This window comes from Klebsiella quasivariicola, from assembly GCF_002269255.1.
GTDB lineage: Bacteria > Pseudomonadota > Gammaproteobacteria > Enterobacterales > Enterobacteriaceae > Klebsiella > Klebsiella quasivariicola.
Genome location: NZ_CP022823.1, coordinates 214,560 through 239,117, shown reverse-complemented (window position 1 = coordinate 239,117; position 24,558 = coordinate 214,560). Strand labels below are relative to the sequence as shown.

The 24,558-nt window shown below is 57.9% G+C and carries 20 protein-coding genes, 1 tRNA gene and 1 other RNA gene; 11 read left to right on the top strand and 11 right to left on the bottom strand.

Features of this window, described 5'->3' with window-relative positions; genetic code table 11:
* Positions 1–2: 2 nt before the first annotated feature.
* The 8 genes from dppB to B8P98_RS01130 form a co-directional block, all read right to left on the bottom strand.
* A complete protein-coding gene (dppB, locus tag B8P98_RS01175) occupies positions 3–1,022 on the bottom strand; it encodes a dipeptide ABC transporter permease DppB (protein ID WP_008806900.1) in 1,020 nt (339 codons plus the stop codon).
* Between the two features lie 134 nt (positions 1,023–1,156).
* Entirely contained in the window at positions 1,157–2,764 is a 1,608-nt protein-coding gene (gene dppA, locus B8P98_RS01170) for a dipeptide ABC transporter periplasmic-binding protein DppA (RefSeq protein WP_025714059.1), read from the bottom strand.
* A 713-nt stretch (positions 2,765–3,477) separates the two neighbouring features.
* A non-coding RNA gene (locus B8P98_RS01155) (RtT sRNA) lies at positions 3,478–3,609 on the bottom strand.
* Between the two features lie 34 nt (positions 3,610–3,643).
* Positions 3,644–3,720, bottom strand: a tRNA-Pro gene (locus tag B8P98_RS01150).
* A 119-nt stretch (positions 3,721–3,839) separates the two neighbouring features.
* Positions 3,840–5,234, bottom strand: a complete 1,395-nt coding sequence (locus tag B8P98_RS01145; RefSeq protein ID WP_080897605.1) for an ankyrin repeat domain-containing protein — start codon at positions 5,232–5,234, stop codon at positions 3,840–3,842.
* A 191-nt stretch (positions 5,235–5,425) separates the two neighbouring features.
* The gene (gene eptB, locus B8P98_RS01140; RefSeq protein ID WP_025714061.1) at positions 5,426–7,099 is read right to left on the bottom strand and encodes a kdo(2)-lipid A phosphoethanolamine 7''-transferase; all 1,674 of its coding nucleotides are present in this window, start codon (positions 7,097–7,099) and stop codon (positions 5,426–5,428) included.
* A gap of 243 nt (positions 7,100–7,342) precedes the next feature.
* Entirely contained in the window at positions 7,343–8,548 is a 1,206-nt protein-coding gene (locus tag B8P98_RS01135) for an L-lactate MFS transporter (RefSeq protein WP_025714062.1), read from the bottom strand.
* Positions 8,549–8,789: 241 nt separating this feature from the next.
* The gene (locus B8P98_RS01130) at positions 8,790–9,371 is read right to left on the bottom strand and encodes an autotransporter outer membrane beta-barrel domain-containing protein (protein ID WP_165931756.1); all 582 of its coding nucleotides are present in this window, start codon (positions 9,369–9,371) and stop codon (positions 8,790–8,792) included.
* 205 nt (positions 9,372–9,576) lie between these two features.
* On the opposite strand from B8P98_RS01130, the gene tag reads away from it, so the two are divergent.
* Positions 9,577–10,158: a DNA-3-methyladenine glycosylase I gene (tag, locus tag B8P98_RS01125; protein ID WP_025714065.1), complete on the top strand. Its 582-nt coding sequence runs from the start codon at positions 9,577–9,579 to the stop codon at positions 10,156–10,158.
* Positions 10,136–10,576, top strand: a complete 441-nt coding sequence (locus tag B8P98_RS01120) for an N-acetyltransferase (protein ID WP_025714066.1) — start codon at positions 10,136–10,138, stop codon at positions 10,574–10,576. Before tag ends, B8P98_RS01120 begins: the two co-directional genes overlap by 23 nt.
* Here the strand turns inward: B8P98_RS01120 and B8P98_RS01115 are convergent.
* A complete protein-coding gene (locus B8P98_RS01115; protein WP_080897606.1) occupies positions 10,545–12,875 on the bottom strand; it encodes a molybdopterin guanine dinucleotide-containing S/N-oxide reductase in 2,331 nt (776 codons plus the stop codon). The genes B8P98_RS01120 and B8P98_RS01115 overlap by 32 nt on opposite strands.
* 165 nt (positions 12,876–13,040) lie before the next feature.
* Between B8P98_RS01115 and B8P98_RS01110 the strand changes: the two genes are divergently transcribed.
* The 6 genes from B8P98_RS01110 to ghrB all read left to right on the top strand — a co-directional run bounded on the left by B8P98_RS01110 (position 13,041) and on the right by ghrB (position 19,004).
* Positions 13,041–13,703, top strand: a complete 663-nt coding sequence (locus tag B8P98_RS01110) for an OmpA family lipoprotein (protein ID WP_025714068.1) — start codon at positions 13,041–13,043, stop codon at positions 13,701–13,703.
* Positions 13,704–13,806: 103 nt separating this feature from the next.
* The gene (locus B8P98_RS01105; RefSeq protein WP_025714069.1) at positions 13,807–14,823 is read left to right on the top strand and encodes a LacI family DNA-binding transcriptional regulator; all 1,017 of its coding nucleotides are present in this window, start codon (positions 13,807–13,809) and stop codon (positions 14,821–14,823) included.
* A 111-nt stretch (positions 14,824–14,934) separates the two neighbouring features.
* Positions 14,935–15,684, top strand: a complete 750-nt coding sequence (locus B8P98_RS01100; RefSeq protein ID WP_025714070.1) for a sugar phosphate isomerase/epimerase family protein — start codon at positions 14,935–14,937, stop codon at positions 15,682–15,684.
* 3 nt (positions 15,685–15,687) lie between these two features.
* Positions 15,688–16,623 (top strand): sugar kinase, encoded by a 936-nt coding sequence (locus tag B8P98_RS01095; protein ID WP_080924212.1) that lies wholly within the window; start codon positions 15,688–15,690, stop codon positions 16,621–16,623.
* A gap of 104 nt (positions 16,624–16,727) precedes the next feature.
* On the top strand, positions 16,728–18,008 hold the full coding sequence (locus B8P98_RS01090; protein ID WP_080897609.1) for an MFS transporter: 1,281 nt from the start codon (positions 16,728–16,730) through the stop codon (positions 18,006–18,008).
* A gap of 24 nt (positions 18,009–18,032) precedes the next feature.
* On the top strand, positions 18,033–19,004 hold the full coding sequence (gene ghrB, locus B8P98_RS01085; protein ID WP_080924211.1) for a glyoxylate/hydroxypyruvate reductase GhrB: 972 nt from the start codon (positions 18,033–18,035) through the stop codon (positions 19,002–19,004).
* Positions 19,005–19,112: 108 nt separating this feature from the next.
* On the opposite strand, the gene B8P98_RS01080 is transcribed toward ghrB, so the two are convergent.
* The gene (locus B8P98_RS01080) at positions 19,113–19,823 is read right to left on the bottom strand and encodes a DUF3053 domain-containing protein (protein ID WP_002921929.1); all 711 of its coding nucleotides are present in this window, start codon (positions 19,821–19,823) and stop codon (positions 19,113–19,115) included.
* Positions 19,824–20,263: 440 nt separating this feature from the next.
* On the opposite strand from B8P98_RS01080, the gene B8P98_RS01075 reads away from it, so the two are divergent.
* The 3 genes from B8P98_RS01075 (at position 20,264) to cspE (ending at position 22,621) form a co-directional block, all read left to right on the top strand.
* Complete coding sequence (locus B8P98_RS01075) at positions 20,264–21,619, top strand: MFS transporter (protein WP_080924210.1); 1,356 nt, start codon at positions 20,264–20,266, stop codon at positions 21,617–21,619.
* A gap of 246 nt (positions 21,620–21,865) precedes the next feature.
* Positions 21,866–22,156 (top strand): HTH-type transcriptional regulator, encoded by a 291-nt coding sequence (locus B8P98_RS01070; protein ID WP_080924209.1) that lies wholly within the window; start codon positions 21,866–21,868, stop codon positions 22,154–22,156.
* Between the two features lie 252 nt (positions 22,157–22,408).
* Positions 22,409–22,621, top strand: coding sequence for a transcription antiterminator/RNA stability regulator CspE (gene cspE, locus B8P98_RS01065; RefSeq protein WP_000014594.1), 213 nt, complete (start codon positions 22,409–22,411; stop codon positions 22,619–22,621).
* A gap of 97 nt (positions 22,622–22,718) precedes the next feature.
* On the opposite strand, the gene B8P98_RS01060 is transcribed toward cspE, so the two are convergent.
* Positions 22,719–24,338, bottom strand: a complete 1,620-nt coding sequence (locus tag B8P98_RS01060; protein WP_080924208.1) for an ATP-binding cassette domain-containing protein — start codon at positions 24,336–24,338, stop codon at positions 22,719–22,721.
* Positions 24,339–24,558 lie beyond the last annotated feature (220 nt).

Below are 24,558 nucleotides of genomic sequence, written 5' to 3'. Positions count from 1 at the left end.
CCTTACTTCTTATGCCGGATACGCGGGTTCACCACGCCATACAGCAGGTCGACCAGCAGGTTGACGAGGATAATCATCGTCGCCACCAGCAGCACTCCGCCCTGTACCACCGGGTAATCGCGACGCTGCAGCGCGTCGATCAGCCAGCGGCCTAAACCAGGCCATGAGAAAATGGTTTCCGTCAGGATGGCGCCCGCCAGCAGGGTACCCACCTGCAGGCCAATCACCGTCACCACCGGCAGCATCGCGTTGCGCAGCGCGTGGACCACGATCACCCGCATCCGGGTCAGCCCTTTGGCGCGCGCGGTACGGATGTAGTCCTCGCCGAGCACTTCCAGCATCGACGAACGGGTCATACGCACAATCACCGCCAGCGGGATGGTGCCCAGCACGATAGCGGGCAGGATCATATGCATTAAGGCGTCAATAAAGTCACCCTGCTCGCCCCAGATGGCGGTGTCGATCAGCATAAAGCCGGTCAGCGGCAGGGTATCGTCAAGGAACACCGTATCGCTGATACGCCCGGAGACCGGGGTCAGGTTCAGCTGCACCGAAACCAGCATAATCAGCATCATGCCCCACCAGAAGATAGGCATCGAATAGCCGGTCAGGGCCAGGCCCACGGCGGTGTGGTCGAAGATGGAGCCGCGTTTTACCGCAGCCAGCACGCCCACCGGAATACCGACGGCAACGGCAAAGATCATCGCGCAAACGCCCAGCTCAAGGGTGGCTTTGAAGCGCGGGACAAACTCTTGCCACACGGGAATGCGGCTTTTCAGCGAGATGCCTAAATCACCGTGCAGTACGCCCCAAATATAATGGGCATATTGCTGCCACAGCGGCTTATCAAGGCCCATTTCGGCCAGCAGCTGCGCGTGACGCTCGGGGGAAATACCACGTTCACCCGCCATGATCATCACCGGATCGCCGGGGATCATATGGACGAAGGCAAAGGTGAGAAGGGTGATACCGATAAATGTCGGGATGACGAGTCCCAAACGTCGGAGAATAAACTGCAACATAACCCGGATTCTCTCTAGTGACGCCCCGCCTGGCGACAGGGCGTCTGTATTGCTCACAAAAGCATTCCCCGGAATAGCGGGAACACGCCCCCCACCTCTCCCATACGGGGAGAGGGGGTCAGGCATCGTGCTTATTATTCGATGGAGACGTTATCGAAGTGGTGTTTGCCCAGCGGATCGACCACATAGCCTTTGACTTCTTTACGCACTGGCTCGTAAACGGTGGAGTGGGCGATGATCAGCGCCGGAGCCTGGTCATGCATCACTACCTGAGCCTGTTTGTACAGTTCAATACGCTTGTTGTGGTCGTCGGTGGCGCGGGCCGGCTGAATCAGATCTTCAAACGGCTTATAGCACCAGCGCGAGTAGTTGGAGCCGTCTTTCGCCGCGGCGCAGCTGAACAGGGTCGCGAAGAAGTTATCCGGATCCCCGTTGTCACCGGTCCAGCCCATCATTACGGTCTGGTGCTCGCCCGCTTTCGCCCGCTTCAGATACTCACCCCATTCGTAGGTGACGATCTTGGCCTGGACGCCAATTTTGGCCCAGTCAGACTGGATCATTTCAGCCATACGGCGGGCGTTCGGGTTGTACGGACGCTGTACCGGCATCGCCCACAGATCGATGGTGAAGCCTTTTTCCAGGCCCGCTTCTTTCAGCAGCTGCTTCGCCTTCTCCGGGTCGTAGGTGTAGTCTTTAACGTCATCGTTATAGCCCCACATGGTCGGCGGGATCAGGTTCTTCGCCGCCTGGCCTGCGCCCTGGTAAACGGCTTTGATGATCGCTTCTTTATTGACCGCGTAGGTGAGCGCCTGACGGACTTTCACGTCGTCCAGCGGTTTCTTCTCGGTGTTAAAGGAAAGATAACCGACGTTCAGACCAGGCTGTTCCATCAGGGTAATGCTCTTATCTTCCTTCATGCGCGCGATGTCCGCCGGGTTCGGATACGGCATCACCTGACACTCGTTTTTCTGCAGCTTGGCGTAGCGCACGGAGGCATCCGGGGTGATGGAGAAGACCAGACGATCGATCTTCGGCTTGGTGCCCCAGTAGCCCGGGAAGGCTTTATACAGAATGCGGGAATCTTTCTGGTACTGCAGCAGCTGGAATGGACCGGTACCGATTGGGTTAAGGTCTACTTTTTCCGGCGTGCCGGCTTTCAGCATGTTGTCGGCATACTCTTTAGAGAGAATGGAGGCGAAGTCCATCGCCAGGTCAGCGAGGAACGGCGCTTCCGGGCGAGTCAGGACGAACTGGACGGTATTATCGTCCACTTTCTTCACTTCACTAATCAGGTCAGGTAACCCCATGCCTTCAAAGTACTCATAGCTGCCGCCAGAGACTTTATGGTACGGGTTATTGGTATTTTTCTGGCGATCGAAGGAGAACACCACATCATCGGCGTTCAGATCACGGGTTGGTTTGAATTCTTTATTATCCTGCCACTTCACGCCCTGACGCAGGTGGAAAGTGTAGGTTTTGCCATCCGGACTAATTTCCCATTTCTCGGCAAGCCCTGGAATAACTTCCGTCGTACCGGTTTTGAATTCGACCAGGCGGTTATAGATCGGTACGGAACTGGCGTCATAGGTGGTGCCTGAGGTGAAGAGCTGTGGGTTAAAGCCTTCCGGCGAGCCTTCAGAACAATAAACCAGGGTTTTCGCTTGTACGCTGGCGGCGACGGTCATGGCGACCAGGCTCAGACCAAGCTTCAGCATCCCTGATTTCTTCAAGGAAATACTCATTATTCTGCTCCAAAACTGTGATGTTGTTTGCATATATCCGCCGGACCTTTATTTATTTTTTACCCGGTCCGGTCGGTGGTGCCCGAAGGCGTTGAGAGAGATGGGGATTCCGTTCGCTAAAACGACTGAGTTGCAGTACGGATTCTCCATGAAATGCCCCTCATGCCCTACAATCTGTCAACAGAATGGAGAAACGTCAATACAGCCAGCCGGGTTTTACATCCGGCGTGAGAAACCGCAGGCAAAGATTAAAAAAACTTGATGGCGCTATTTTCAGCAGAGAAATTTATGCTACTGGCAAATAAGCAGCATAAATAGCTCAATAATTCGCAACATCTGGTGGTAAACAATTCCAGCAAATGAGAAAAAATTCTTGCTATGTGACCAATATGTGAGCGATTAATAGCGTGAACGTTAAAACGCACAGCGGAAAATGCTGTATTGAGCCATAAGCTTCGCGAAAAAAGATCTGTTCATCGATAAAAAAATGCAATGGAAGATGTCACAAAATAGCGAACAGACGGCAGGAAACCGAGGTAAAGACGATTTTTGTGATTCTGATGGATATTTGCCGGTAGCGCACTGATGATGCCCGGCGGCGCTGCGCTTGCGCGGGCCTACGGAACGCAAGTCGAACCTCTGCCCCCGGAGGTTCTCATCCTCGCAGGCCATAGATGCAAAAAAGCCTGCTCGTTGAGCAGGCTTTTCGAATTTGGTCGGTGATAGAGGATGACTCGCCACTTCGTGACTCGCCCTGCGGGCCGTTGCTGACGCAACGTTCTCTCGCTTCGCTCGAGTCGAACCTCTGCCCCCGGAGGTTCTCATCCTCGCAGGCCACAGATGCAGAAAAACCTGCTCGTTGAGCAGGCTTTTCGAATTTGGTCGGTGATAGAGGATTCGAACCTCCGACCCCTTCGTCCCGAACGAAGTGCGCTACCAGGCTGCGCCAATCACCGAATGCGGGGCGCATCTTACTGCTGGGATGCCTACCCGTCAATGCCTTATTTTGAAAAAATCGCTCAACCGGCGAGAAACTCAGCAGTATGAGCAGCGAATCGCCGGCAGGTCATCGTTTTCAGCGACAGCTGACCTCAAACGCTTTGCGATGCTCGGATACCTTACAGGTCACCGGCTCACCAAGATAGGTGGAGCCTGCCGGTTTAAATTTAAAATCCCCCAGCAGCATCGTCAGTTCGCCCAGCTCCGGGCAGGATAGTTGGTGGCGCATGATGTCCGGGCGGGTGTCGTTATTCACCGCGCGGGCGATATCGCTGTATGCCAGCTTATCGGCGAACGTACTGGCGCAAAACTGCAGTTCGCTTTGCGCCATATGCGCAGCCTGCCCTTTCAGCTCGGCATGCTGCGCCAGCAACAGCTGGCGAACCTCGCCGGCCCGGCTGTAGCCAATCGCCGTGTAGCCCTCTTTATTGCTGAGATTGACGTTAGCGCCAGCCTCGAGAAGCGCCTCGACATTCGTTTTGTTATTCATTTTGACTGCCAGCATCAGCGGGCTCAGGTCGTTGGCGGATAATAAGTCCACTTTTGCACCACGCTGCACCAGCGCCGCAATTACCGCGGGCGCCCCCTGCCCCGCCGCCACCTGCAGCGCCGTGAGTCCTTCACGGTTCGGTTTGTCCACCTCCACCCCGGAGGCCGACAGCGCCAGCACCAGATTCGGATCATCTCCCGCGGCCGCCAGCATCAGCGGTGTGGTGCCGGATTTATCCGCCAGGCTGGTGTCCGCCCCGGCGTTGGCCAGCGTCGTGATCGTTTCCGCCGAACGCGCGTGATCGACTGCGAGGAAAAAAGCCGATTCCCCTGAAGCGTTGACGGCCTTCACGTCCGCCCCGTGCTTGAGGAGCAGCGCCACGATCTCGTCGACGTTTTTCTTAAACGCACCGGGCGCCAGTTGTAACGCCATCTCTTCAGTCATCAGCGCGCGGTTGCCCGTCGCCAGCGATTTTTCCGCCGTTGCGCCGACTATTTTGTCCAGCGTGCTTTTCTCTTCGACAGGCGCATCGGGCTTTTTCATTGCCAGAATATGCTGATAGTCGCTTCTGACGTCGCCGCCGTCGGAGATGGCGGACATCAATGCCGTGCTCTTGTCGACAGTGGTCTGATTCACAGACGCTCCCGCCTGGAGAAGATCGCGGATAATCGCTGTATCGCTACCCCGCGCCGCCGCCAGCATCAGCGCCGTAACGCCCTGGCGCGTCTGGAGATTTGGCTTCGCCTGACGCTTAAGCAGCAATTCCACCACATCGCGACGATTTTCCGCGGCGGCGACCATCAAACCGCTTAAGCCGCTTTTGTCCTGGCCATCCACATCCAGGCCGTTATTCAGCATCGCCTCGATGCTCGCCGGCGCATCATATTTACAGGCCAGCAGAAACCGGCTGGTCTCCTCCTCGGATTGACAGCCAACCAGCATCAGCAGGCACAGCATGGCTAATCCCTTGATTATTTTCATCGTTTCTCTCCATGAAAAGCATGTGCACAGGGGGCGAGAAGACTGGAGGAGCAGCAAAAGAAGAGGCAACTTGTCAGACACATCCACTGTGCGAAAAAAATCCCTCGCGGGCGGTGGCCGGCGAGGGATTAGCTTATCCTGGGCTCAGGAAGAGAGAACAGACCCGAGAATCTGAAAATAAACCCCGGGCCTTACTTTTTCCAGCGACACCAGTTGTTGTTCTCATTGATCCCGCCATCCGGCGAGGTATAGCCGAGGCAGCCCATAATGGTGTCGTACAGCTCGACGTGACGGCGCGGCACCTTCATCGCCGCCTGCTGCTGCAGATGGGCAAACGCGGCAGCGTGATCGGGATTTTCCAGGTACTTATCCGACATCCACACCATCATCGGCACGCGGAACTGCTCCGGCGGCGCCATCTTGCGCGGCGTACCGTGCAGGTGTTCGCGCTCGTTAATCGATTCCCCATGATCGGCGGCATAGAACACAATCGCTTTCTTGTCCCGCAGCTGGTCGAGGACGCTGACGATAAAGTGGTCGACATAGGTCACGCTGTTATCGTAGGAGTTAATCAGCTCCGCTTTTGAGCACTTGTTGTCGACACCGACGCATTCCGGCTTCCACTGCGCAAAGCTGCGCGGGTAGCGTTGGGTATAGTTAAAGTGTGAGCCTTTGGTGTGAAGGATGATCAGGTGCTTACCGGAGGTGTTGTCCTGGGCCATACCGCGCTTCATCTCCTCCACCAGCAGCATATCGTCAACGCTCTTGCCGCGGTTGCGCGGCTCGGCGCCAATCTGCTCGCGATAGGCAATATTGTTGGCCATCGTGTTGCTGTAGAACCACATCTCGCTCTGCATGGCATAGAGGTTGCCATTAAAGCCCAGCTGATGGAGCACCGCAAAAACGTTCTGCTCTTTGAGCGTCCGCTGTGGGTTATCCTCTGCTCCGCCCTGGCGTACAAACATGCAGCGTAACGACAGCTTAGTGGCGGTATCGCACGAGTAACCGCGGAAAGCGACGAGATTCTTCTCTTTCGCCAGCTCTGGCGTGGTGTTGCGGTTGTAGCCAAGAATACCCATATGATCCCAGCGGGTCGTTTCGCCAATGATAAACACCACATAGGTATCATCCAGGCCTTCGGGGGCGACATAGGTAAACTTCTTCGCTGGGTTAATCAGTGATTTATTATCGGAGGATTCATCCACCTGCGCCCAGGCGTACAGCCCCAGCGCCGACAGCCAGTTTGACGGCAGGTAGGAGTTGGCGATCACCCCGCCGTAGCTCGGCATATCGACTTCCGAATGGCGCTCAACGTCATGCTGGCGCAGCTCGAGCAGGCGAATAGGTCCCCAGACGATCAGCCCGGCGAGCACGACGATCAGCACGTTTTTCACCCGCTGACCTGGGGTACGCAGCTGGCGCAACAGCGTATGGCGGCAGCGGTTACTCCAGATAAACAGCAGCGGCGGCGCGCTCACCACTACCAGCCAGAGGATCAGGTGCCAGCCGATCACCTCTTTCGACAGGTCGATATCGGTGGTCATCACCGAGGCGATAATCCCGTAGCCAATGACCACATTGAGGAACGTCATGTAGTAACTGGCGGCGGCAGAAAACAGGACAATCAGCGTCGCCAGAATGCGCCAGATGCGGCGGCCGAACAGCGACAACAGACGTAACAGGAAGAAGGTGACAAATACCGTGGCAACCAGTTCAACAACGCCGGAAAGCCCTTTCCAGAAAGTGAACTCTTGAGCATAACCATCAAAACGCCGAAAAAAAACGGCGACGTTCATAAACCAGCCGATGTACAGCGCCAGCCAAAAACTAAGCTTCTGCTGCGTCATCGTTCTAATATATTTCATGCAAGCAAACCTGGAAAAAGAAGAATAAAACACCGCCTGACGCTATGGCACGAGTCAGTAGGCTAATAGGGTGCGTTAGGGTTGGTTATCAGAAACCTCTACAAAGCGCGATAAGTAGACCACAGGGAACGGGAAAAGTATCAGGAGGGAATGTGATCCAGCCAAACATTTACAAAACATTTGGCTGGATTGGCACTATTTGCTTAGGGAGTTAATCAGGGTGCTCGATTCACGCAATCAGTTTCAGGCATGCGCCTCGCTATATACACTGCTTTTTGGCTGACGGATGGTGGTGGACAGCGCTAGCGAGAGAATCAGCAGGGCGAAAATCACGCAGAAGGTCACGTAGAAGCCGCCGAACAGCGAAGCGATAAGGGAGCCGCAGATGCTGCCGATACCGAAGCCCAGATAAATCACGCCGTAGTTTTTCGCCAGATTGTTCAGGCCAAAGAACTCACTCACCAGCGACGGGAAGACGGTGATGGTGCCGCCGAAGTTAAAGGCCACACAGGCGATAGCGGCAAAGAAGGTCATCGCGTTCAGCGGGGCGAACAGCAGCGCGGCCATACCCACCAGCGAGACCACCTGACCGATAGTAATTACGCGAATGCGGGAGATTTTATCGGAGAGGATACCTAACACCAGGCGGCCGCTGAGGTTCGCAATTGAGATCACCGTTACCGCGTTGGCCGCCGTCGCGACATCCAGATGAACCATCCCCTGGGCAATATCTTTCGCCACGCCAATCACATACAGACCGCTCATGCAGGCCGTCAGGAACATTACCGCCAGCATCCAGTACTGCGGTTTACGCATCGATTCGGCGAGCGTGAAATCATTTTCCACGACACCGTTAGCCGCGGTGGTCGCCGGATGATTCGGGGCATCTTTCATCAGGGTCGCGCCAAAGACGATCATCACCAGCACGATAGCGCCCCAGATGACGAAGGTTTTTTCCAGGCCAACGGTGGCCAGCAGGTGGGAATCAATGAATTTGAACCCCAGGCTGCCAAGACCATAGGAGCCGATGGAGAAGGCGGAGATCAGGCCTTTACGTTCCGGGAACCACTTCACGCAGTTCGACAAGGTGAGCAGATAACCGGCGCCGTCCGCCAGACCCACCAACACGCCCGCGCTCAGCCACAGCATCATCAGGCTGCTGGAGTGCGCGGTCAGGAAGAAGCCCAGGCCGAGCAGGATCCCGGAGGCCATGGTGACGCGCTTCACGCCAAAACGTTCCTGCAGCTTGCCGGCAACCGACGAAGAGAGCGCCAGCCCAAGACTCAACAGGCCAAAGGAGAAAGCCACCTGGCTGACCGGCTCGCCCAGTTTGTCAGACAGCGAACTGTTAAACAGGCTCCAGGTATAAACCGAACCAAGAGCGAATTGGGTGATGATGGTGCCGATTAGCGTAAGCCAGCGGGTCGATTGACGATTTGCAGCGTTCATAGCAGTTGTCCTGATAAATTAACTGCTGCCACAATAGCGAAGGCCCCTCATCCAGTGGGGGAAAAAGGCATGAACTGCCATCAGCAGGGAATGAAATGCATTAATGACGGAACGAATGACATTGCATGACATTCATTCCGCGAATTTCAGGAAAAAAGTTAGTGTGCGCTATCTCACAGAAATGCGCCATTACTGAGATTTAACAATAACCACATCGTTTCAAACCCGTAACAATCTCGGGTCAAAAGTTAGCGCTGACCCCCATCAGATAGAGCGTATTTTCCCCCGATGGAACATTGTCCGCCTGTGATAGCGTCGCCCACGCCGCGACATGGGAGCCTAAGCGCATATCGGCGCCCAGGGTCACATCACCCCAGCCGCCCTCTCTGGTGCGGGAGGACGGCGTCCAGGCATCGCTGGCGAGCGACTGGTTGTAGCTCACCTGCGCCCAGGGATGCACACCCCACAGCGACTGATAATCCATGCGCCAGCCGAGCGTGTTGACATACCCCGTCTCGCCAGCGCTTCGCACTGTCGGGGTGGTGATGTCGCTGCGCAGGCTGGCTACTGGCCCGGAGGTCATGCCATTCGCCAGCAGATAATTCCAGCCGACGCTCAGACCATGGTTGCTCTCCGGCGGTGCCAGGGCCTGGTTTAGCGCCAGGCCGCCGGGCGGTTCCGAGGACTTCATCCGCTCGGCGAGAATATCTTCATAACGTGGTTGGTGATCGCTATCCCAGGTATAGCGTTCAGACGTATTACTTTTTGTATCGATAGCGATATATTCCTGTTGCCAGGCATTCGCTCCAGAGACACACGACATCCAGACGGATACGCTCGCCGGGATCAAGAACCCCCGGAGGCCATTGCATTTCTTTATTATCATTAATGCGACTCCAGAAAAGAGCCGAATCGGCAATATTGCTGTGTTTTTTTGGGGATACGATTTCCCTGTATTAACTATTATCTTTATCTTTCAGCCGTCAAGCCGGGGCGTCCACTTTTTTAGCGCAGAGGGAGAAATAGCTATGCAGCGTTGCGGATGGGTGAGTCAGGATCCGTTATATATCGAATATCACGATACCGAATGGGGTGTGGCGCAAAAAGAGGGCCGCCAGCTGTTTGAAATGATCTGCCTGGAGGGCCAGCAGGCCGGTTTGTCGTGGATCACGGTGTTAAAGAAACGGCAGAACTATCGCCAGGCCTTTCATCAGTTCGACCCGGTGCGCGTGGCGGCAATGGGGGAAGACGATGTCGAGCAGTTGCTGCAGAATGCCGGCATCATTCGCCATCGGGGAAAAATCCAGGCCATTATCGGCAACGCCCGGGCGTATCTGGCGATGGAAGAAAATGGCGAGTCGTTCACTGATTTTGTCTGGTCTTTCGTCGACAATGCGCCGCAGGTAACCCGCGCCGCGACGCTGGCGGAAATCCCCACCACGACGCCGGCCTCCGATGCGCTGTCCAAGGCATTGAAAAAACGCGGCTTTAAGTTTGTCGGCTCGACAATCTGTTACTCCTTTATGCAGGCCTGTGGACTGGTTAACGACCATGTCACCGGCTGCTTCTGTCACCCTGGAGGTCAGGATGATCCGCAAGTGGGACACTAAAGATACCGCTCCGCTGCTGGCCCTGTGGCTGGAAAGCACGATTCATGCCCATCCCTTTATCAGTGAAAGCTACTGGCGCGACAGCGTCGCGGTGGTACGGGATGTCTATCTTCCCGCCGCCAGCACCTGGGTCTGGGAGCAGGACGGCGAGTTAAAAGGCTTTGTCAGTGTGCTGGAGTCGCGTTTCGTCGGTGCGCTGTTTGTCGCGCCGGACGCCATCCGCCAGGGTATAGGGCGGGCGCTGCTGGATGAGGTCAAGCAGCACTACGCCTGGCTTAGCCTTGAGGTGTACCAGAAGAACGAGTCAGCGGTCAGCTTCTACCATGCGCAGGGCTTCCGGATTGAAGACTGCGCATGGCAGGACGATACCCAGCACCCGACCTGGATTATGCGCTGGCCGGCGGATCAAATGCCGTAAGCGGCAGCGCCGGGCCGGTATATTTCTCCAGCCACGCCAGGGCGGTGTTACCGGCGCAGCCGTTGCCGAGCCGGGATGTCGGGATATCTTTAGTCAACACGTTCACCGCCCCGTTTTTGCAAATGCCCACCTGCGGATCCAGGTCGGGCCACGCCCCTTCATGCAGGCAAATCACGCCCGGGCGGATCCCCTCCGTCACCACCGCGCCGGCCAGCACCTGGCCGCGGGCGTTCCACACCCGCACCAGATCGCCATCGGCAATCCCGCGCGCCTGCGCATCCTGCGGATGAATAGTCAACGGTTCGCGCCCGGCGACGGCATAGCGTTCGCGCAGCGCGGAGTAGTTCAGCTGACTGTGCAGGCGATGAGCCGGATGGGCCGACAGCAGCTGTAGCTGCCCGTCTTCAGCGTTGCCGTGCCACTCGTCGGGCTCCAGCCACATCGGGTGCGGCGGGCAGTCGGCGTAGCCAAAGGCGGCGATGGTCGGCGAGTGGATCTCAATTTTACCGCTCGCCGTTTTCAGCGGGTTGGCCTGGGGATCGGCGCGGAAGGCGGCGAAGCGGGCAAAACGGGCATTCTCCGGCTCCTCCGGCATCTCAATCAGCTGGTTAGCCTGCCAGAATTCGGCAAACGGCGGCAACGTCACCTGCTGCTGGGCGCCGCGCCGGGCGGCCAGCTGATAGAAGGTCTCCAGCCACTGCAAATCACGCTTCCCTTCGGTGAAGCGTTCGCGACCACCCGCCTCCCAGCGTTCGCTGAGGTCGGCAAAGACTGCGAAATCGTCGCGCGCTTCATCGCGCGGGGCGACCACCTGCTTCATCGGCACCAGATGCTGATTGCTGTAATCCCCGGTCATGGTCAGATCGTTGCGCTCAAACGAGGTGGTCGCCGGCAGGACGATATCGGCATGGCGCGCGGCGGCGGTCCAGAAGCATTCGGAAATGACGATAAGCTCCGGTTTCTGCCACGCCTGAATTAGCCGGTTGGTGTCCTGATGATGAGTAAAGTTGGCCCCGCCGGCCCACCAGATAAAGCGAATATCCGGGAAGCGCCGCGCCATGCCGTTGTGCTGATACTCCGCCCCCGGATTTTCCAGCGCCTCGACGATCCGCGCGACCGGGATCTTCTCTACGGCGTCCACACCGCCCGCCACGCTCCCCTGCATCGATCCCAGCACCGCCGCGCGGCGCGTTGGGTTACCGCCGTTGGCGAAATGGTAGGAAAGACCAAACCCGCCCCCGGGGGTGCCAATCTGCCCCAACATGGCGGCCAGGGTGACCAGCATCCAGTGTTTTTGTTCGCCAAACTGCTGGCGCTGCATGCCCCAGCCGGCCATCAGCATGGTGGTGTTTTCGTGAAAAAGTTTCGCCAGTTCGCGGATCTTATCTGCTTCAACGCCGCAGATCGCCGCCGCCCAGTCGGCGGTTTTCGCCACACCGTCGCTTTCTCCGGTCAGATAGCGGGCAAAAATGTCGTAGCCGCTGGTGCAGCGGGTAAGGAAATCATCATCCTGCCAGCCATTCTCCACCAGCGTATGGGCGATCCCCAGCATCAGCGCGACGTCGGTGCCCATATGCGGGGCGATCCACTCCATCGCGTCGCCAAAGAAATCGACGGTTTCCGATCGCATGGGATCGATGCAGATCAGACGCTTGCCGCTCTGACGCAACCGGTCAAACCACGGGATCCCCTGCTCATCGGAGGCGTTCCAGGCAATTTTCAGCGTGTTCAGCGGATTGGCGCTCCACAGCACCACCACCTCGCTATGCTCGAGCACCAGCGGCCAGCTGGTCTGCTGCTGATACACCTCATTGCCGCCCACGACGTAAGGCATGATCGCCTGCGCCGCGCCGGTGGAATAATCGCCAAGATGGCCAGTATAGCCGCCCGCCAGGCTCATATAGCGCTGCAGCAGCGTCGCCGCCTTATGCAGGACACCGTTAGAGCGCCAGCCGTAGGAGCCGGCAAAAATGGAGGCCGGGCCGTAGCTGTCGCGAATGCGGCGGTGCTGGGCATCGATCAGATCCAGCGCCTGATCCCAGCTCACCCGCACGAATTCATCCTGACCGCGGATCCCCTGAGGGTGGTCCGGTGAAGCAAGAAAGCCTTTGCGCACCATTGGGTAGCGCACGCGAGTTTTGCTGTGGACCTGGTCGCGTACCGCCGTTTGCAGCGAATTGGCAAACGGCGTCGCCAGCGCGCCGCGAGAGGAGAGGACGTTTTCTCCGTCCGTTTCCACCAGCATCGGTCCCCAGTGGGCGGCGGTTAAGATGGTTTTGGTTGCAGATGAGGTTGGCAAGGGCGGCTCCTGGTCAGCGAATGCAGGTGTGTGACGGCGTGATGGGCACCGTTCAATGTTATTTACAAAATGAGATGGTATCCGGGGAATTTTCTACGTAATCGCGCGTCATAATCAACCGTCACGTTCGCTGTGACAAAGAATAAAAAGGATTAAGGACATTAAATGAAAAAACGCGTACTTATGATTGCGGCGCTGGTCAGCGGCACCCTGGCGATTTCTGGCTGCACCACCAACCCCTATACCGGTGAGCGTGAAGCGGGGAAATCCGGTATTGGCGCAGGCATTGGCTCTTTAGTGGGCGCAGGCATTGGCGCGCTTTCCTCTTCCAAACACGATCGCGGCAAAGGCGCGCTGATCGGTGCGGCGGCCGGGGCGGCCGTCGGCGGCGGCATCGGTTACTACATGGACGTGCAGGAAGCGAAACTGCGGGAAAAAATGCAGGGAACCGGCGTCAGCGTGACGCGAAATGGCGACAATATCGTGCTGAACATGCCGAATAACGTCACCTTTGACAGCAACAGCGCCAACCTGAAACCGGCCGGCGCCAACACCCTGACCGGCGTGGCCATGGTGCTGAAAGAGTATGAGAAAACCGCCGTTAACGTGGTCGGCTACACCGACAGCACCGGCAGCAAGGATCTGAATATGCGCCTGTCGCAGCAGCGTGCGGACAGCGTCGCCAGCGCCCTGATCACCCAGGGCGTGGCCGCCAACCGCATTCGCACCACCGGCATGGGGCCGGCGAACCCGATCGCCAGCAACAGCACGGCGGAAGGCAAAGCGCAGAACCGTCGCGTGGAAATCACCCTCAGCCCGCTACAGTAAGCGCATACTCATGTCGCCCGGCAGCCGCTCTGCCGGGCAAAATGCTTGATATCGCTATTTTTCGCGCTAAGGTGTTGGCAGATTTTCAGCAAAGGAAGCCACCATGGCGAAAGCGGCGCGTGCAACTATCAGCGATGTGGCGAAAGCCGCAAAGACCGGCAAAACCAGCATTTCACGTTATCTTAACGGCGAAAAGCATCTGCTTTCCGACGACCTGTTATCTCGTATTGAAAAAGCCATTGCCGAACTCGACTATCGCCCCAGCCTGATGGCCCGCGGCCTCAAGCACGGCCGAACCCGCCTTATCGGCCTGATCATCGCCGATATCACCAATCCCTACTCGGTCAATGTGATGAGCGGCATTGAAGCGGCCTGTCGGGAAAAAGGTTTCACCCTGCTGGTGTGTAATACGAATAATGAGCTGGATCAGGAGCTGCACTACCTCGACCTGCTGCGCAGCTACCAGGTGGAGGGCATCGTGGTCAACGCGGTCGGCATGCGTGAGGATGGCCTGAACCGCCTGCAGCAGTCGGCCCTGCCGATGGTGCTGATTGACCGTAAAATTCCCGATTTCGCCTGCGATGTGGTCGGGCTTGATAACGCCCAGGCGGCCACCACTGCCACCGAACACCTGGTGGAAAAAGGGTTTGAGGCCATCCTGTTTCTCAGCGAACCGTTGGGCTCGGTGAATACCCGCCGCGAGCGCCTGAGCGCCTTCCGCGCCACGCTCGCCCGCCATCACGGCGTGGTGGCCGAAAACGCCGAGGTGCAGCTCAACGACGGCGCGATGCTGGATAATGTCCTGCGCCAGTTCCATGCCCGCCACCGCGGGATGCGCAAAGCGGTCATCTCCGCCAACGGCGCGCTGACGCTGCAGGTGGCCCGCGCCCTGAAGCGCGTCGGCCTGATCTGGGGCAGCGATATCGGCCTGCTGGGCTTCGACGAACTGGAGTGGGCCGAGCTGGCGGGCGTCGGTATCACTACTCTCAAACAACCAACATGGCAGATCGGCTACGCGGCGGTGGAACAGGTGATTCGGCGCATTGCGGGCACGAACGATCCAATCTGCGAGCGGGTCTTCTCCGGAGAACTTATCGTCCGCGGCTCAACTTCCCGTTAACGTTCCTTCGTGATGGCGATCATAAATTAAACATCTCGTCCTTTCTTATGGAACCGATACCATCTAGCGTAATAAGGAGATTAAGCAACAAACGCCGGGAGTAAGAGCGCGATGGCCAGAAAAATTATTGTCGTTACCGCTGCGTATGGTAACGACCATGTTAAATCCTTAGGCGGGCAGGCCGCCGTCCTGCCGTTTATCGCCGACGCTGGCGCGGACGGCGTCGAAATCCGCCGCGAACTGTTCAGCGCGCACGAGCTCAACGCCCTGCCAGCGCTGGCAGCCGCCATTGAGCACCATGGCCTGCTGGCCTGTTACTCCGCGCCGCAGGCGCTGTTCACTGACAACGGCGAGCTCAACCCGGATCTCCCGGCGCTGCTCGCGGAAGCACAGACCCTGAATGCCCTGTGGCTGAAACTCTCTCTTGGCCATTTCCTCCACAATCAACAATTGGACACCCTGCGCGATATTCTCAGCGACAGCGGCATGGCGCTGGTGGTGGAAAATGACCAGACCGACTGCGGCCAGCTGGCGCCGATGCAGCGCTTCAAAGCCGCCTGCCGGGTCCATCAGCTGCCGGTCACCCTCACCTTTGATATGGGCAACTGGCTGTGGGTCGGCGACTCGCCGGAAGAGGCGGCCCGCCATCTTGCGCCAGCGGTCAGCTATATTCATGTTAAAGCGGCGGAGCCTCATCATGAGAAATTCCGCGCAGTACCGCCGGATCAGGCCTCTGCCCGCTGGCTGGCCCTGCTCGATAATCTTCCCGCCGACGCGCCGCGCGGAATCGAGTTTCCGCTCACTGGCCATGACCTGACGGCCGTGACCCGCCGCTACGTCAACCTGTTACGTGAGGATTAAGCCGTGGAAAATTTAGATGTCATCACCATCGGCGAAGCCATGGCCATGTTTGTCGCCACCGAGACCGGCGACCTGGCCGAGGTGGAGCATTTCATGAAACGCGTCGCCGGGGCCGAGCTAAACGTCGCCACCGGCCTCGCCCGTCTGGGTCTGAAGGTCGGCTGGGTGAGCCGCGTCGGCAACGACAGTTTTGGTCGCTTTGTGCTCAATGCGCTGGCGAAAGAGGGGATCGATAGCCACGCTGTCGCCATCGACAACCGCTTCGCTACCGGTTTCCAGATGAAATCGAAAGTCGAAAATGGAACCGATCCCATTGTGGAGTATTTCCGCAAAGGCTCTGCCGCCAGCCATCTGTCGCCGGATGATTTTCGCGCCGACTACTTCACCAGCGCCCGCCATCTGCACCTGAGCGGCGTGGCCGCCGCGCTCTCTGAAAGCTCATATGCGCTGCTCGAGCATGCGGCGAAGGTAATGAAAGCCGAGGGAAAAACCCTCTCTTTCGACCCCAATCTGCGCCCGGTGCTGTGGAAAAGCGAAGCCGAGATGGTGGAGAAACTCAACCGTCTCGCCTTCCAGGCTGACTGGGTTTTGCCAGGCTTAAAAGAGGGCGTGATTCTTACCGGCCAGCAGACTCCGGATGGGATTGCCGATTTCTATCTCTCCCGTGGCGTCAAAGCGGTGGTCATTAAAACGGGTTGCGACGGCGCCTGGTTCAAGAGCGCCAGCGGCGAACAGGGAACGGTTGATGCGATTAAAGTCGATAACGTCGTCGATACCGTCGGCGCCGGCGACGGCTTTGCCGTCGGGGTGATTAGCGCCCTGCTGGAAGGCAAAACCCTGCTTCAGGCGGTGAACCGCGGCAATAAAATCGGTTCGCTGGCGATTCAGGTCCAGGGCGACAGCGAGGGGCTGCCCACTCGCGACGCGCTGGGCGAGTAACTTTTCTACGCAACGATAACAGCCGTCCTGTACCCTACCTGCAGCGCGGCACAGCAGCGTCCGTTTCGACGGACGTATGTCTCCTCATTGACAGAGGCAAGCCTATGAATAATTCAACAAATGCAACGAAACGCTGGTGGTACATCATGCCAATCGTGTTTATCACGTACAGCCTGGCGTACCTCGACCGTGCCAATTTCAGCTTCGCCTCCGCGGCTGGCATTACCGAAGATCTGGGGATCACCAAGGGGATCTCTTCCCTGCTGGGGGCCCTGTTTTTCCTCGGCTACTTCTTCTTCCAGATCCCCGGCGCTATCTATGCAGAGCGCCGCAGCGTTCGCAAACTGATCTTTATCTGCCTGATCCTGTGGGGCGGTTGCGCCTCGCTGACCGGTATTGTGCATAATATTCCGGCGCTGGCGGCGATTCGCTTTATCCTCGGCGTCGTCGAAGCCGCGGTGATGCCGGCGATGCTTATCTATATCAGCAACTGGTTCACTAAATCAGAGCGTTCTCGCGCTAACACCTTCCTGATCCTCGGTAACCCGGTGACGGTCCTGTGGATGTCGGTGGTCTCCGGCTATCTGATTCAGGCTTTTGGCTGGCGGGAAATGTTCATCTTCGAAGGCATCCCGGCGGTGATCTGGGCCTTCTGCTGGTGGGTGCTGGTAAAAGACAAACCATCACAGGTGGGCTGGCTGGCAGAGAGTGAAAAAGCCGCGCTGCAGGAACAACTGGATCGTGAACAGCAGGGCATCAAAGCGGTGCGTAACTATGGCGAGGCCTTCCGCTCCCGCAACGTGATCCTGCTCTGTGCCCAGTACTTTGCCTGGAGTATCGGCGTATACGGCTTTGTACTGTGGCTGCCGTCGATTATCCGCAGCGGCGGTGAGAATATGGGGATGGTGGAAGTGGGCTGGCTCTCTTCCGTCCCGTACCTGGCGGCCACTATCGCCATGATCGTGGTTTCCTGGGCCTCCGATAAGCTGCAGAACCGCAAACTGTTCGTCTGGCCGCTGCTGCTGATTGGCGGACTGGCCTTCATCGGCTCCTGGGCGGTCGGCGCCAACCACTTCTGGGTCTCTTACACCCTGCTGGTGGTGGCCGGTGCGGCAATGTATGCCCCTTACGGCCCCTTCTTCGCCATTATTCCGGAAATGCTGCCGCGCAACGTCGCCGGTGGGGCCATGGCGCTGATCAACAGTATGGGCGCCCTGGGCTCCTTCTTCGGCTCGTGGTTTGTCGGCTACCTGAACGGTGCCACCGGCAGCCCCGCAGCTTCCTATATTTTCATGGGGGTGGCGCTTTTCGCCTCAGTATGGCTGACTTTGATTGTTAAGCCTGCTAATAATCAAAACCTTCCACTTGGCGCTCATCACGCCTGAACGACTCACACTACGGAGATTCGCATGAAGCCGTCTGTCATTCTCTATAAAACACTTCCCGACGACCTGCTACAGCGTCTGGAGGAGCACTTTTCCGTCACTCAGGTGAAAAACCTGCGGCCGGAAACCGTTTCGCAGCACGCAGAGGCCTTTGCCCAGGCTGAAGGCCTCCTGGGCTCCAGTGAAAAGGTTGACGCCGCGCTGCTGGAGAAAATGCCGAAGCTGCGTGCGACCTCCACGGTTTCAGTTGGCTATGACAATTTCGACGTCGAGGCGCTGAACGCCCGCCGGGTGCTGCTGATGCATACCCCGACCGTACTGACCGAGACCGTCGCCGATACGGTTATGGCGTTGGTGCTGAGCACCGCCCGCCGGGTGGTTGAGGTCGCTGAACGCGTGAAAGCGGGTGAATGGACGAAGAGCATTGGCCCGGACTGGTTCGGTACCGACGTGCACCATAAAACCTTAGGTATCGTCGGCATGGGCCGTATCGGTATGGCGCTGGCGCAGCGCGCCCACTTCGGGTTCGGCATGCCGATCCTGTATAACGCGCGCCGCCAGCATCCGCAGGCGGAAGAGCGCTTCAACGCCCGCTATTGCGATCTCGATACCCTGCTGCAGGAAGCCGATTTCGTCTGCCTGATCCTGCCTCTGAGCGAAGAGACGCACCATCTGTTCGGTCAGGCGCAGTTTGCCAAAATGAAATCCTCCGCCATCTTCATCAACGCCGGGCGCGGCCCGGTGGTGGATGAACAGGCGCTGATCGCCGCCCTGCAGGCCGGGGAAATTCACGCTGCCGGTCTCGATGTGTTCGAGCACGAACCGCTGGCCAAGGACTCTCCGCTGCTGAGCCTGTCAAACGTTGTCGCGCTGCCGCATATCGGCTCCGCCACCCATGAGACGCGCTACAACATGGCGGCCTGCGCGGTGGACAACCTGATCGATGCCCTGAACGGTAACGTTGAGAAAAACTGCGTCAATCCGCAGGTTAAGTAAGCCATAAAAAAACCCGGGTGGCGGCGGTTATCGCCTTCCCCGGGTTCTTTTTGCATCCTGTCCGTCATCCTGCCCGTTCGCCGCAGCCAACGTCAGCCAGATGAGGCATTAACGGGTGGCGTTGACCGCTGCCGTCCATGCCTGATTAAACGCCTGATGCTGCGCCGCCAGCGGCCCAATCAGCGCATTGTACTGACTGGCCTGCTGGGAGGTCGGGAACTGAATGCCGTTGGCGACAAAGCTCACCTGCGTCCCCTGCTGAGCGACAAAGTCCCCCACCTGAACCAGCTGCTGGGTAAAGATCTGCGCGGCCGGGATCAGCGGCTGCAGCGCGTCGGCTGGCGCCGTCACCACCTTGGCGTACACCTGATCGAAGACCGGCTTGAGATCGTCAGCCTGCTTCAGCGCGCCATGCGCGGCATCGGCCTGCATTTTCGCATTCTGCAGCTGCTGGCTGAGCACGCCCAGCGCGCCGTTCGCCTGACGCAGCGGCTCGCGCTGGGTCATATAGTCCTGCGGGACGCGGATCGCATTGACGCTGTCCACTACCGGGCGCAGACCGGCGTCCATCGCCTGGCTCACCTGCTGCGAGTAACCGTAAATCACCGCGTAGTCAGAAACAAACGGCCCAAACTGTTTTTTCTGATCGGCGGTCAGCGTCGGCAGACGTTCGCCGCTACGCATCGCCGTATTCTGCAGGAAGTCGATAAACGCTTTGCGCTGATCGCCCTCTTTATCAAAACACCCACTCAGGCTAACCACCATCAATAAGGCCGCCATAGCCGCAAACCAGCGAGAGCAGGACTTTCCTGTCGCCATTTTTTTACTCCTTTCAGCCAAAAAAAGCGCACAACGGCACACACGTGCCAGACGCTGACAAGGATAGTCCAGCTCGGCCTCGCAGGATACCCTTTACTGCTAATCTTACGCAGGAAAAACGCCATTCCGCCCGCCGCCGTCGGCGCCTGCAGCGTCTGTTACGCGCATCACAAATATGGCCTTCACATTGTGCCGATAAATGTCTAATAACTTTTTGATTTTAATGGTAATGCAAAGTCTCCGTCCGGCGTAGCGTCCTAAAGCGGACGATAATCGCACGCTTTGGCGCGCGCCTGGATTGCCTGCCTCCCACTTCAATGATTTGATGAATGAGCGATTAACGGCGATACGTTCGATTATCGCACAAATCAAACTCAACGACGCGAAGGCGACGATAATAATAAACCTCTGTCCCTCGCTCAGTCTGCCAGGAAAGCCGTATGACTAAGACAACCATCGACATTCAGGCCTTTATCAACGAGCACCCCTTCACCCGCTACCAGTGGATGATCCTCGCGCTCTGTTTTATCACCGTCGCGATGGACGGGTTCGACACCGCAATCATCGGGTTCATCGCCTCCGATCTGGTCCAGGAATGGGGCGTGGAAAAATCAGCCCTCGGCCCGGTGATGAGCGCCGCGCTGGTAGGCCTGGCGGTCGGTGCTTTAACCGCGGGACCGCTGGCCGACCGCATCGGGCGCAAAAAAGTGCTGATTATGTCGATCGTAGTGTTCGGTGGCTTCAGCCTGCTCACCGCCTTTGCCACCAGCCTTAACCAGCTGACGCTACTGCGCTTCCTGACCGGACTGGGGCTCGGCGCAGCGATGCCGAATGCTGCGACGCTGATGAGCGAATATGCGCCGGAGCGGCGTCGGGCGCTGCTGGTGAACCTGATGTTCGTTGGCTTTCCGATGGGGTCATCGCTGGGCGGCTTTTTATCCGCCTGGATGATCCCACATTATGGCTGGCAGAGCGTGCTGGTGCTGGGCGGCGTGATGCCCCTCCTGCTGGCGGTGGCATTAATTTTCCTGCTGCCGGAATCCGCCCGCTATCTGGTAGTGAAGCAGCAGCCGGCGCAGCGCATTGCCGCGATCCTGCGTCGTATCGCACCGTTGCCGGAGACGGTGGAATTTGAACTGCGCGAAGCCGGCCAGGTAAAAGAGAAGTCCGCTATCGGCGTCATTTTCTCCCCTCGCTACGCCGTGGGAACCGTGATGCTGTGCCTGACCTACTTTATGGGCCTGTTGATTTTCTACCTCCTGACCAGCTGGCTGCCGCTGCTGATCCGCGAAACCGGCGCCTCGATGAGCCAGGCCTCCATTATCACCGCCCTGTTCCCGCTGGGCGGCGGAATTGGCGTGCTGATCCTCGGCGCGCTGATGGACAAGATCAACCCCAATAAGGTGGTGGCCGTTGGCTGGCTGCTGACCGGCGTTTGCGTCTGCCTGGTGGGTTTCTCCACCAGCAGCCTGGTGCTGATGGGGGTGATGGTGTTTATCGCCGGTAGTATTATGAATGGCGCGCAGTCGTCGATGCCCGCGCTGGCGGCAGGCTTCTACCCGACGCAGGGGCGCGCCACCGGTGTCGCCTGGATGCTGGGTATTGGCCGCTTCGGCGGCATCCTCGGCGCGTTCAGCGGCGCCTTCCTGATGCAGGCCCAGCTCTCGTTTGAGACTATTTTCACCCTGCTGGCCATCCCGGCGTTCCTGTCTGCCATCGCGCTGCTGATTAAATACCGGGTCAGTAAATCCGCGCCGGCGACGAAAGACGACACGAGAGGTCTGCAGAAGGCCTGACTGACGAGCCGGTGGTGCTGCGCCGGCTTTGCCGCTTTTTTCTTATCCGTTTACAAAAATTTTCGAAGCGACTTCATACCGTTAATATTCATTCTCTTAGGCTCCGCTGCCGTTTGGCTGCCGGAGCCGATCCAATAGCCTGTTGGCAAATAATCACGGACGTGACCATCCTTCTCGCCGTTTTCTGACTATTCTTAAAGAGCTTTATAAAAAATCTCTTCCGCTGTGTGATAAAAGGAGTTCTCAATGGAATATAAAGATCCTGTGTTTGAACTGCTGAGCAGCCTGGAACACATCGTATTTAAGGATGATAATCAGATAATTACCTCAAACCGTAAGTCCACTGTGTTTAGTGAATTTGAGCAACTGCGTAAAGGCACTGGACTTAAGATTGACGACTTTGCCAACGTCATGGGCGTGAGCGTCGCCATGGTAAGAGAGTGGGAGTCGAGACGGGTCAGACCGTCTCCCACCGAGCTGAAATTGATGCGCCTGATTCAGGCCAATCCACAGCTTTCACGGCAGTTACTCGATTAATCCAGCGCGCAGCGGCAAGGGCCAGTAAGGGAGCTTTTGCCGCTGCACCGTAAAAAAAAGTTTGCTATCAGGTGCTGAACGTGCGTTAATGCTCGCAGGTTTGATGTACAGACCACAGAGCAGTCGAATAGAGCAGTCCTTCTAAGGTTATCCAAAGATACCCCCGTAGTGAACTTTCCCTTTATCGCTTTAAATCTGTAGTCCAGACCGCTACGCCGCAAGGCTCACTTATTTTTTTAAAGGTAATTCACTATGTCCGGTAAAATGACTGGTATCGTAAAATGGTTCAACGCTGACAAAGGCTTCGGCTTCATCACTCCTGACGATGGCTCTAAAGACGTGTTCGTACACTTCTCTGCTATCCAGAACGATGGCTACAAATCCCTGGACGAAGGTCAGAAAGTGTCCTTCACCATCGAAAGCGGCGCTAAAGGCCCGGCAGCTGGCAACGTAACTTCTCTGTAAGTTCAAGCCGCTAAGAATCGAGAATCCCTGCCTGATGGCGGGGATTTTTTTATCTGTCGTTCGCCGCCGCCAGAGTGTGCTGGCGGCGGTTAAGCATTCAGAGCCGGGAAAAGTGCCAGCCCGTTTTCCGCCACGCCAGACTATGGGTCAGCTTCAGACCTTGTAAAAACGCCTCATCATGTGACACCACCACCATCGCGCCAGGAAACGCCGCCAGCGCGCGTTCAATAGCCTGCGTCGATGCTAAATCGAGATGGTTGGTCGGCTCATCCAGCAAAAGCAGCTGGGCAGGCTCGCGTCGCCAGAGCACGCACGCCAGGGCCGCTTTCAGGCGCTCGCCGCCGCTGAGCGCCGCCAGCGGCAGAGTGACCTTATCTGCGCCCAGCTGGAGCTGCGCCAGACGGGTGCGCAGGAGGCCCTCATCTAACGGGGTATCTTCCAGGCCGAGGTGCGCCATCACCGATAACGACAGATCCAGCTGCGTCAGATGCTGATCCAGATAAGCCGTGCTCACCGACAGCCGGATATCGCCTGCAACAGGCGGCTCCAGCCCCAGCAGCGTTTTCAGCAAGGTCGTTTTGCCACAGCCATTCGGTCCCTTAAGCGCAATGCGCATCGGACCATCCACGCGCCAGTCGAGGGGGGCGGCGGGGCAATGGGCTAACTGCATCGCTTCCAGCGCCAGCACCTGCTTCCCGGCGGCCACTTCGCTACCCGGCAGCGTGAACATCACCGGGTTATCGTCCTCCACCCGCTCCCGCGCCTGCTGCACGGCGGCATTCAGGCTACTGTTCTGCTCACGATGCTGGCGACGCAGCGTTCCCGGCCGCTCTTTTGCCGCACCTTTGTATTTCACACGTTCAAACGAGGCGATATTTAGCGTATCAACGGTACGCAGCGTCTGAGCCGAGCGCCGTTGGGCCGCGTCATGCTCCTTTTGCATTCGTGCGCGGGTGCGTCGCCGTTCGATAGCGGCATGTTGCAGCGCCGCGCGTGCGGCCTGCTGTTCCGCCTCACGCTGCCGCTGATATTCATCATAGTTGCCGCCGTAGCTGCGCAACGCTGACGACGTCAGCTCAATAATCTCTGGCATCAGGGTCAGCAACTCGCGGTCGTGGCTGGCGATCAGCGCCCCACCCTGCCAGTTTTCCAGCTGGTGGTAGAGCCACTCCCGCCCCTGACGGTCCAGATGATTGGTGGGCTCATCCAGCAGCAGATAATTGGCACCCGAGGCGAAGGCGCCGCACAGCAGCGCCTTCATCCGTTCGCCGCCGCTGAGCGAATAGGCAGGCCGATCGGCTGCGAATGCCGGGAGATCGGCGGCGTGGAAGGCTGAACTCAGGCGATCGGGCAGATCCCAGTGGCCATCCAGCAACTCGAGATCCTCTGCCAGCCCTTTCCCCTGTTCAAGGCGGGACAAGGCGTCAAATACCGACGCATAGCCCAGTAGCGCGGCGAGGGTAGTCTCTGCCGTGAGCGTCGGCTGCTGCGCCACCCAGGCAACGGCGGCGGCGCGCTCGATATGGCCGCCGGCAGGAGAATCAAGGCCCGCCAGCAAACGCAGCAGACGCGTCTTACCGACGCCGTTCCGGCCAACCAGGCCGCAAAGCGACGGTGCCAGCGATAAATTCAGCGGACCGAAAAGCGTATCTCCCGTCGAAAACTGACAGGTGACCTGATGCAAAATAAAAGAAGGGGATTGGGCGCAATGAGCCATAAGCACTCCTGAATGAAATCAATACTCCCCTACCCGCAACGTCTGCGAGGTAAGGCGTGAAATTCATCAGTCGTGTTTGTTCATTTGTGGGGCGCGCTCCGGTGAGACGAGGAATTCGTCGGGCCATAGGATAGCCACACTCCGGTATGCGTTGCAAGTCTGTTTTATTCAACGATCGTGTAAAAATAAAAAGGCCTCCTGATATCAGGAGGCAAATGAT

Bases quoted from the DNA above. Each gene is read 5' to 3' on its own strand.
- dppB (WP_008806900.1), bottom strand. From the start codon at position 1,022: ATGTTGCAGTTTATTCTCCGACGTTTGGGACTCGTCATCCCGACATTT.
- dppA (WP_025714059.1), bottom strand. From the start codon at position 2,764: ATGAGTATTTCCTTGAAGAAATCAGGGATGCTGAAGCTTGGTCTGAGC.
- B8P98_RS01145 (WP_080897605.1), bottom strand. From the start codon at position 5,234: ATGAAAATAATCAAGGGATTAGCCATGCTGTGCCTGCTGATGCTGGTT.
- eptB (WP_025714061.1), bottom strand. From the start codon at position 7,099: ATGAAATATATTAGAACGATGACGCAGCAGAAGCTTAGTTTTTGGCTG.
- B8P98_RS01135 (WP_025714062.1), bottom strand. From the start codon at position 8,548: ATGAACGCTGCAAATCGTCAATCGACCCGCTGGCTTACGCTAATCGGC.
- B8P98_RS01130 (WP_165931756.1), bottom strand. From the start codon at position 9,371: ATGTCGTGTGTCTCTGGAGCGAATGCCTGGCAACAGGAATATATCGCT.
- tag (WP_025714065.1), top strand. From the start codon at position 9,577: ATGCAGCGTTGCGGATGGGTGAGTCAGGATCCGTTATATATCGAATAT.
- B8P98_RS01120 (WP_025714066.1), top strand. From the start codon at position 10,136: ATGATCCGCAAGTGGGACACTAAAGATACCGCTCCGCTGCTGGCCCTG.
- B8P98_RS01110 (WP_025714068.1), top strand. From the start codon at position 13,041: ATGAAAAAACGCGTACTTATGATTGCGGCGCTGGTCAGCGGCACCCTG.
- B8P98_RS01105 (WP_025714069.1), top strand. From the start codon at position 13,807: ATGGCGAAAGCGGCGCGTGCAACTATCAGCGATGTGGCGAAAGCCGCA.
- B8P98_RS01100 (WP_025714070.1), top strand. From the start codon at position 14,935: ATGGCCAGAAAAATTATTGTCGTTACCGCTGCGTATGGTAACGACCAT.
- B8P98_RS01090 (WP_080897609.1), top strand. From the start codon at position 16,728: ATGAATAATTCAACAAATGCAACGAAACGCTGGTGGTACATCATGCCA.
- ghrB (WP_080924211.1), top strand. From the start codon at position 18,033: ATGAAGCCGTCTGTCATTCTCTATAAAACACTTCCCGACGACCTGCTA.
- B8P98_RS01080 (WP_002921929.1), bottom strand. From the start codon at position 19,823: ATGGCGACAGGAAAGTCCTGCTCTCGCTGGTTTGCGGCTATGGCGGCC.
- B8P98_RS01075 (WP_080924210.1), top strand. From the start codon at position 20,264: ATGACTAAGACAACCATCGACATTCAGGCCTTTATCAACGAGCACCCC.
- B8P98_RS01070 (WP_080924209.1), top strand. From the start codon at position 21,866: ATGGAATATAAAGATCCTGTGTTTGAACTGCTGAGCAGCCTGGAACAC.
- cspE (WP_000014594.1), top strand. From the start codon at position 22,409: ATGTCCGGTAAAATGACTGGTATCGTAAAATGGTTCAACGCTGACAAA.
- B8P98_RS01060 (WP_080924208.1), bottom strand. From the start codon at position 24,338: ATGGCTCATTGCGCCCAATCCCCTTCTTTTATTTTGCATCAGGTCACC.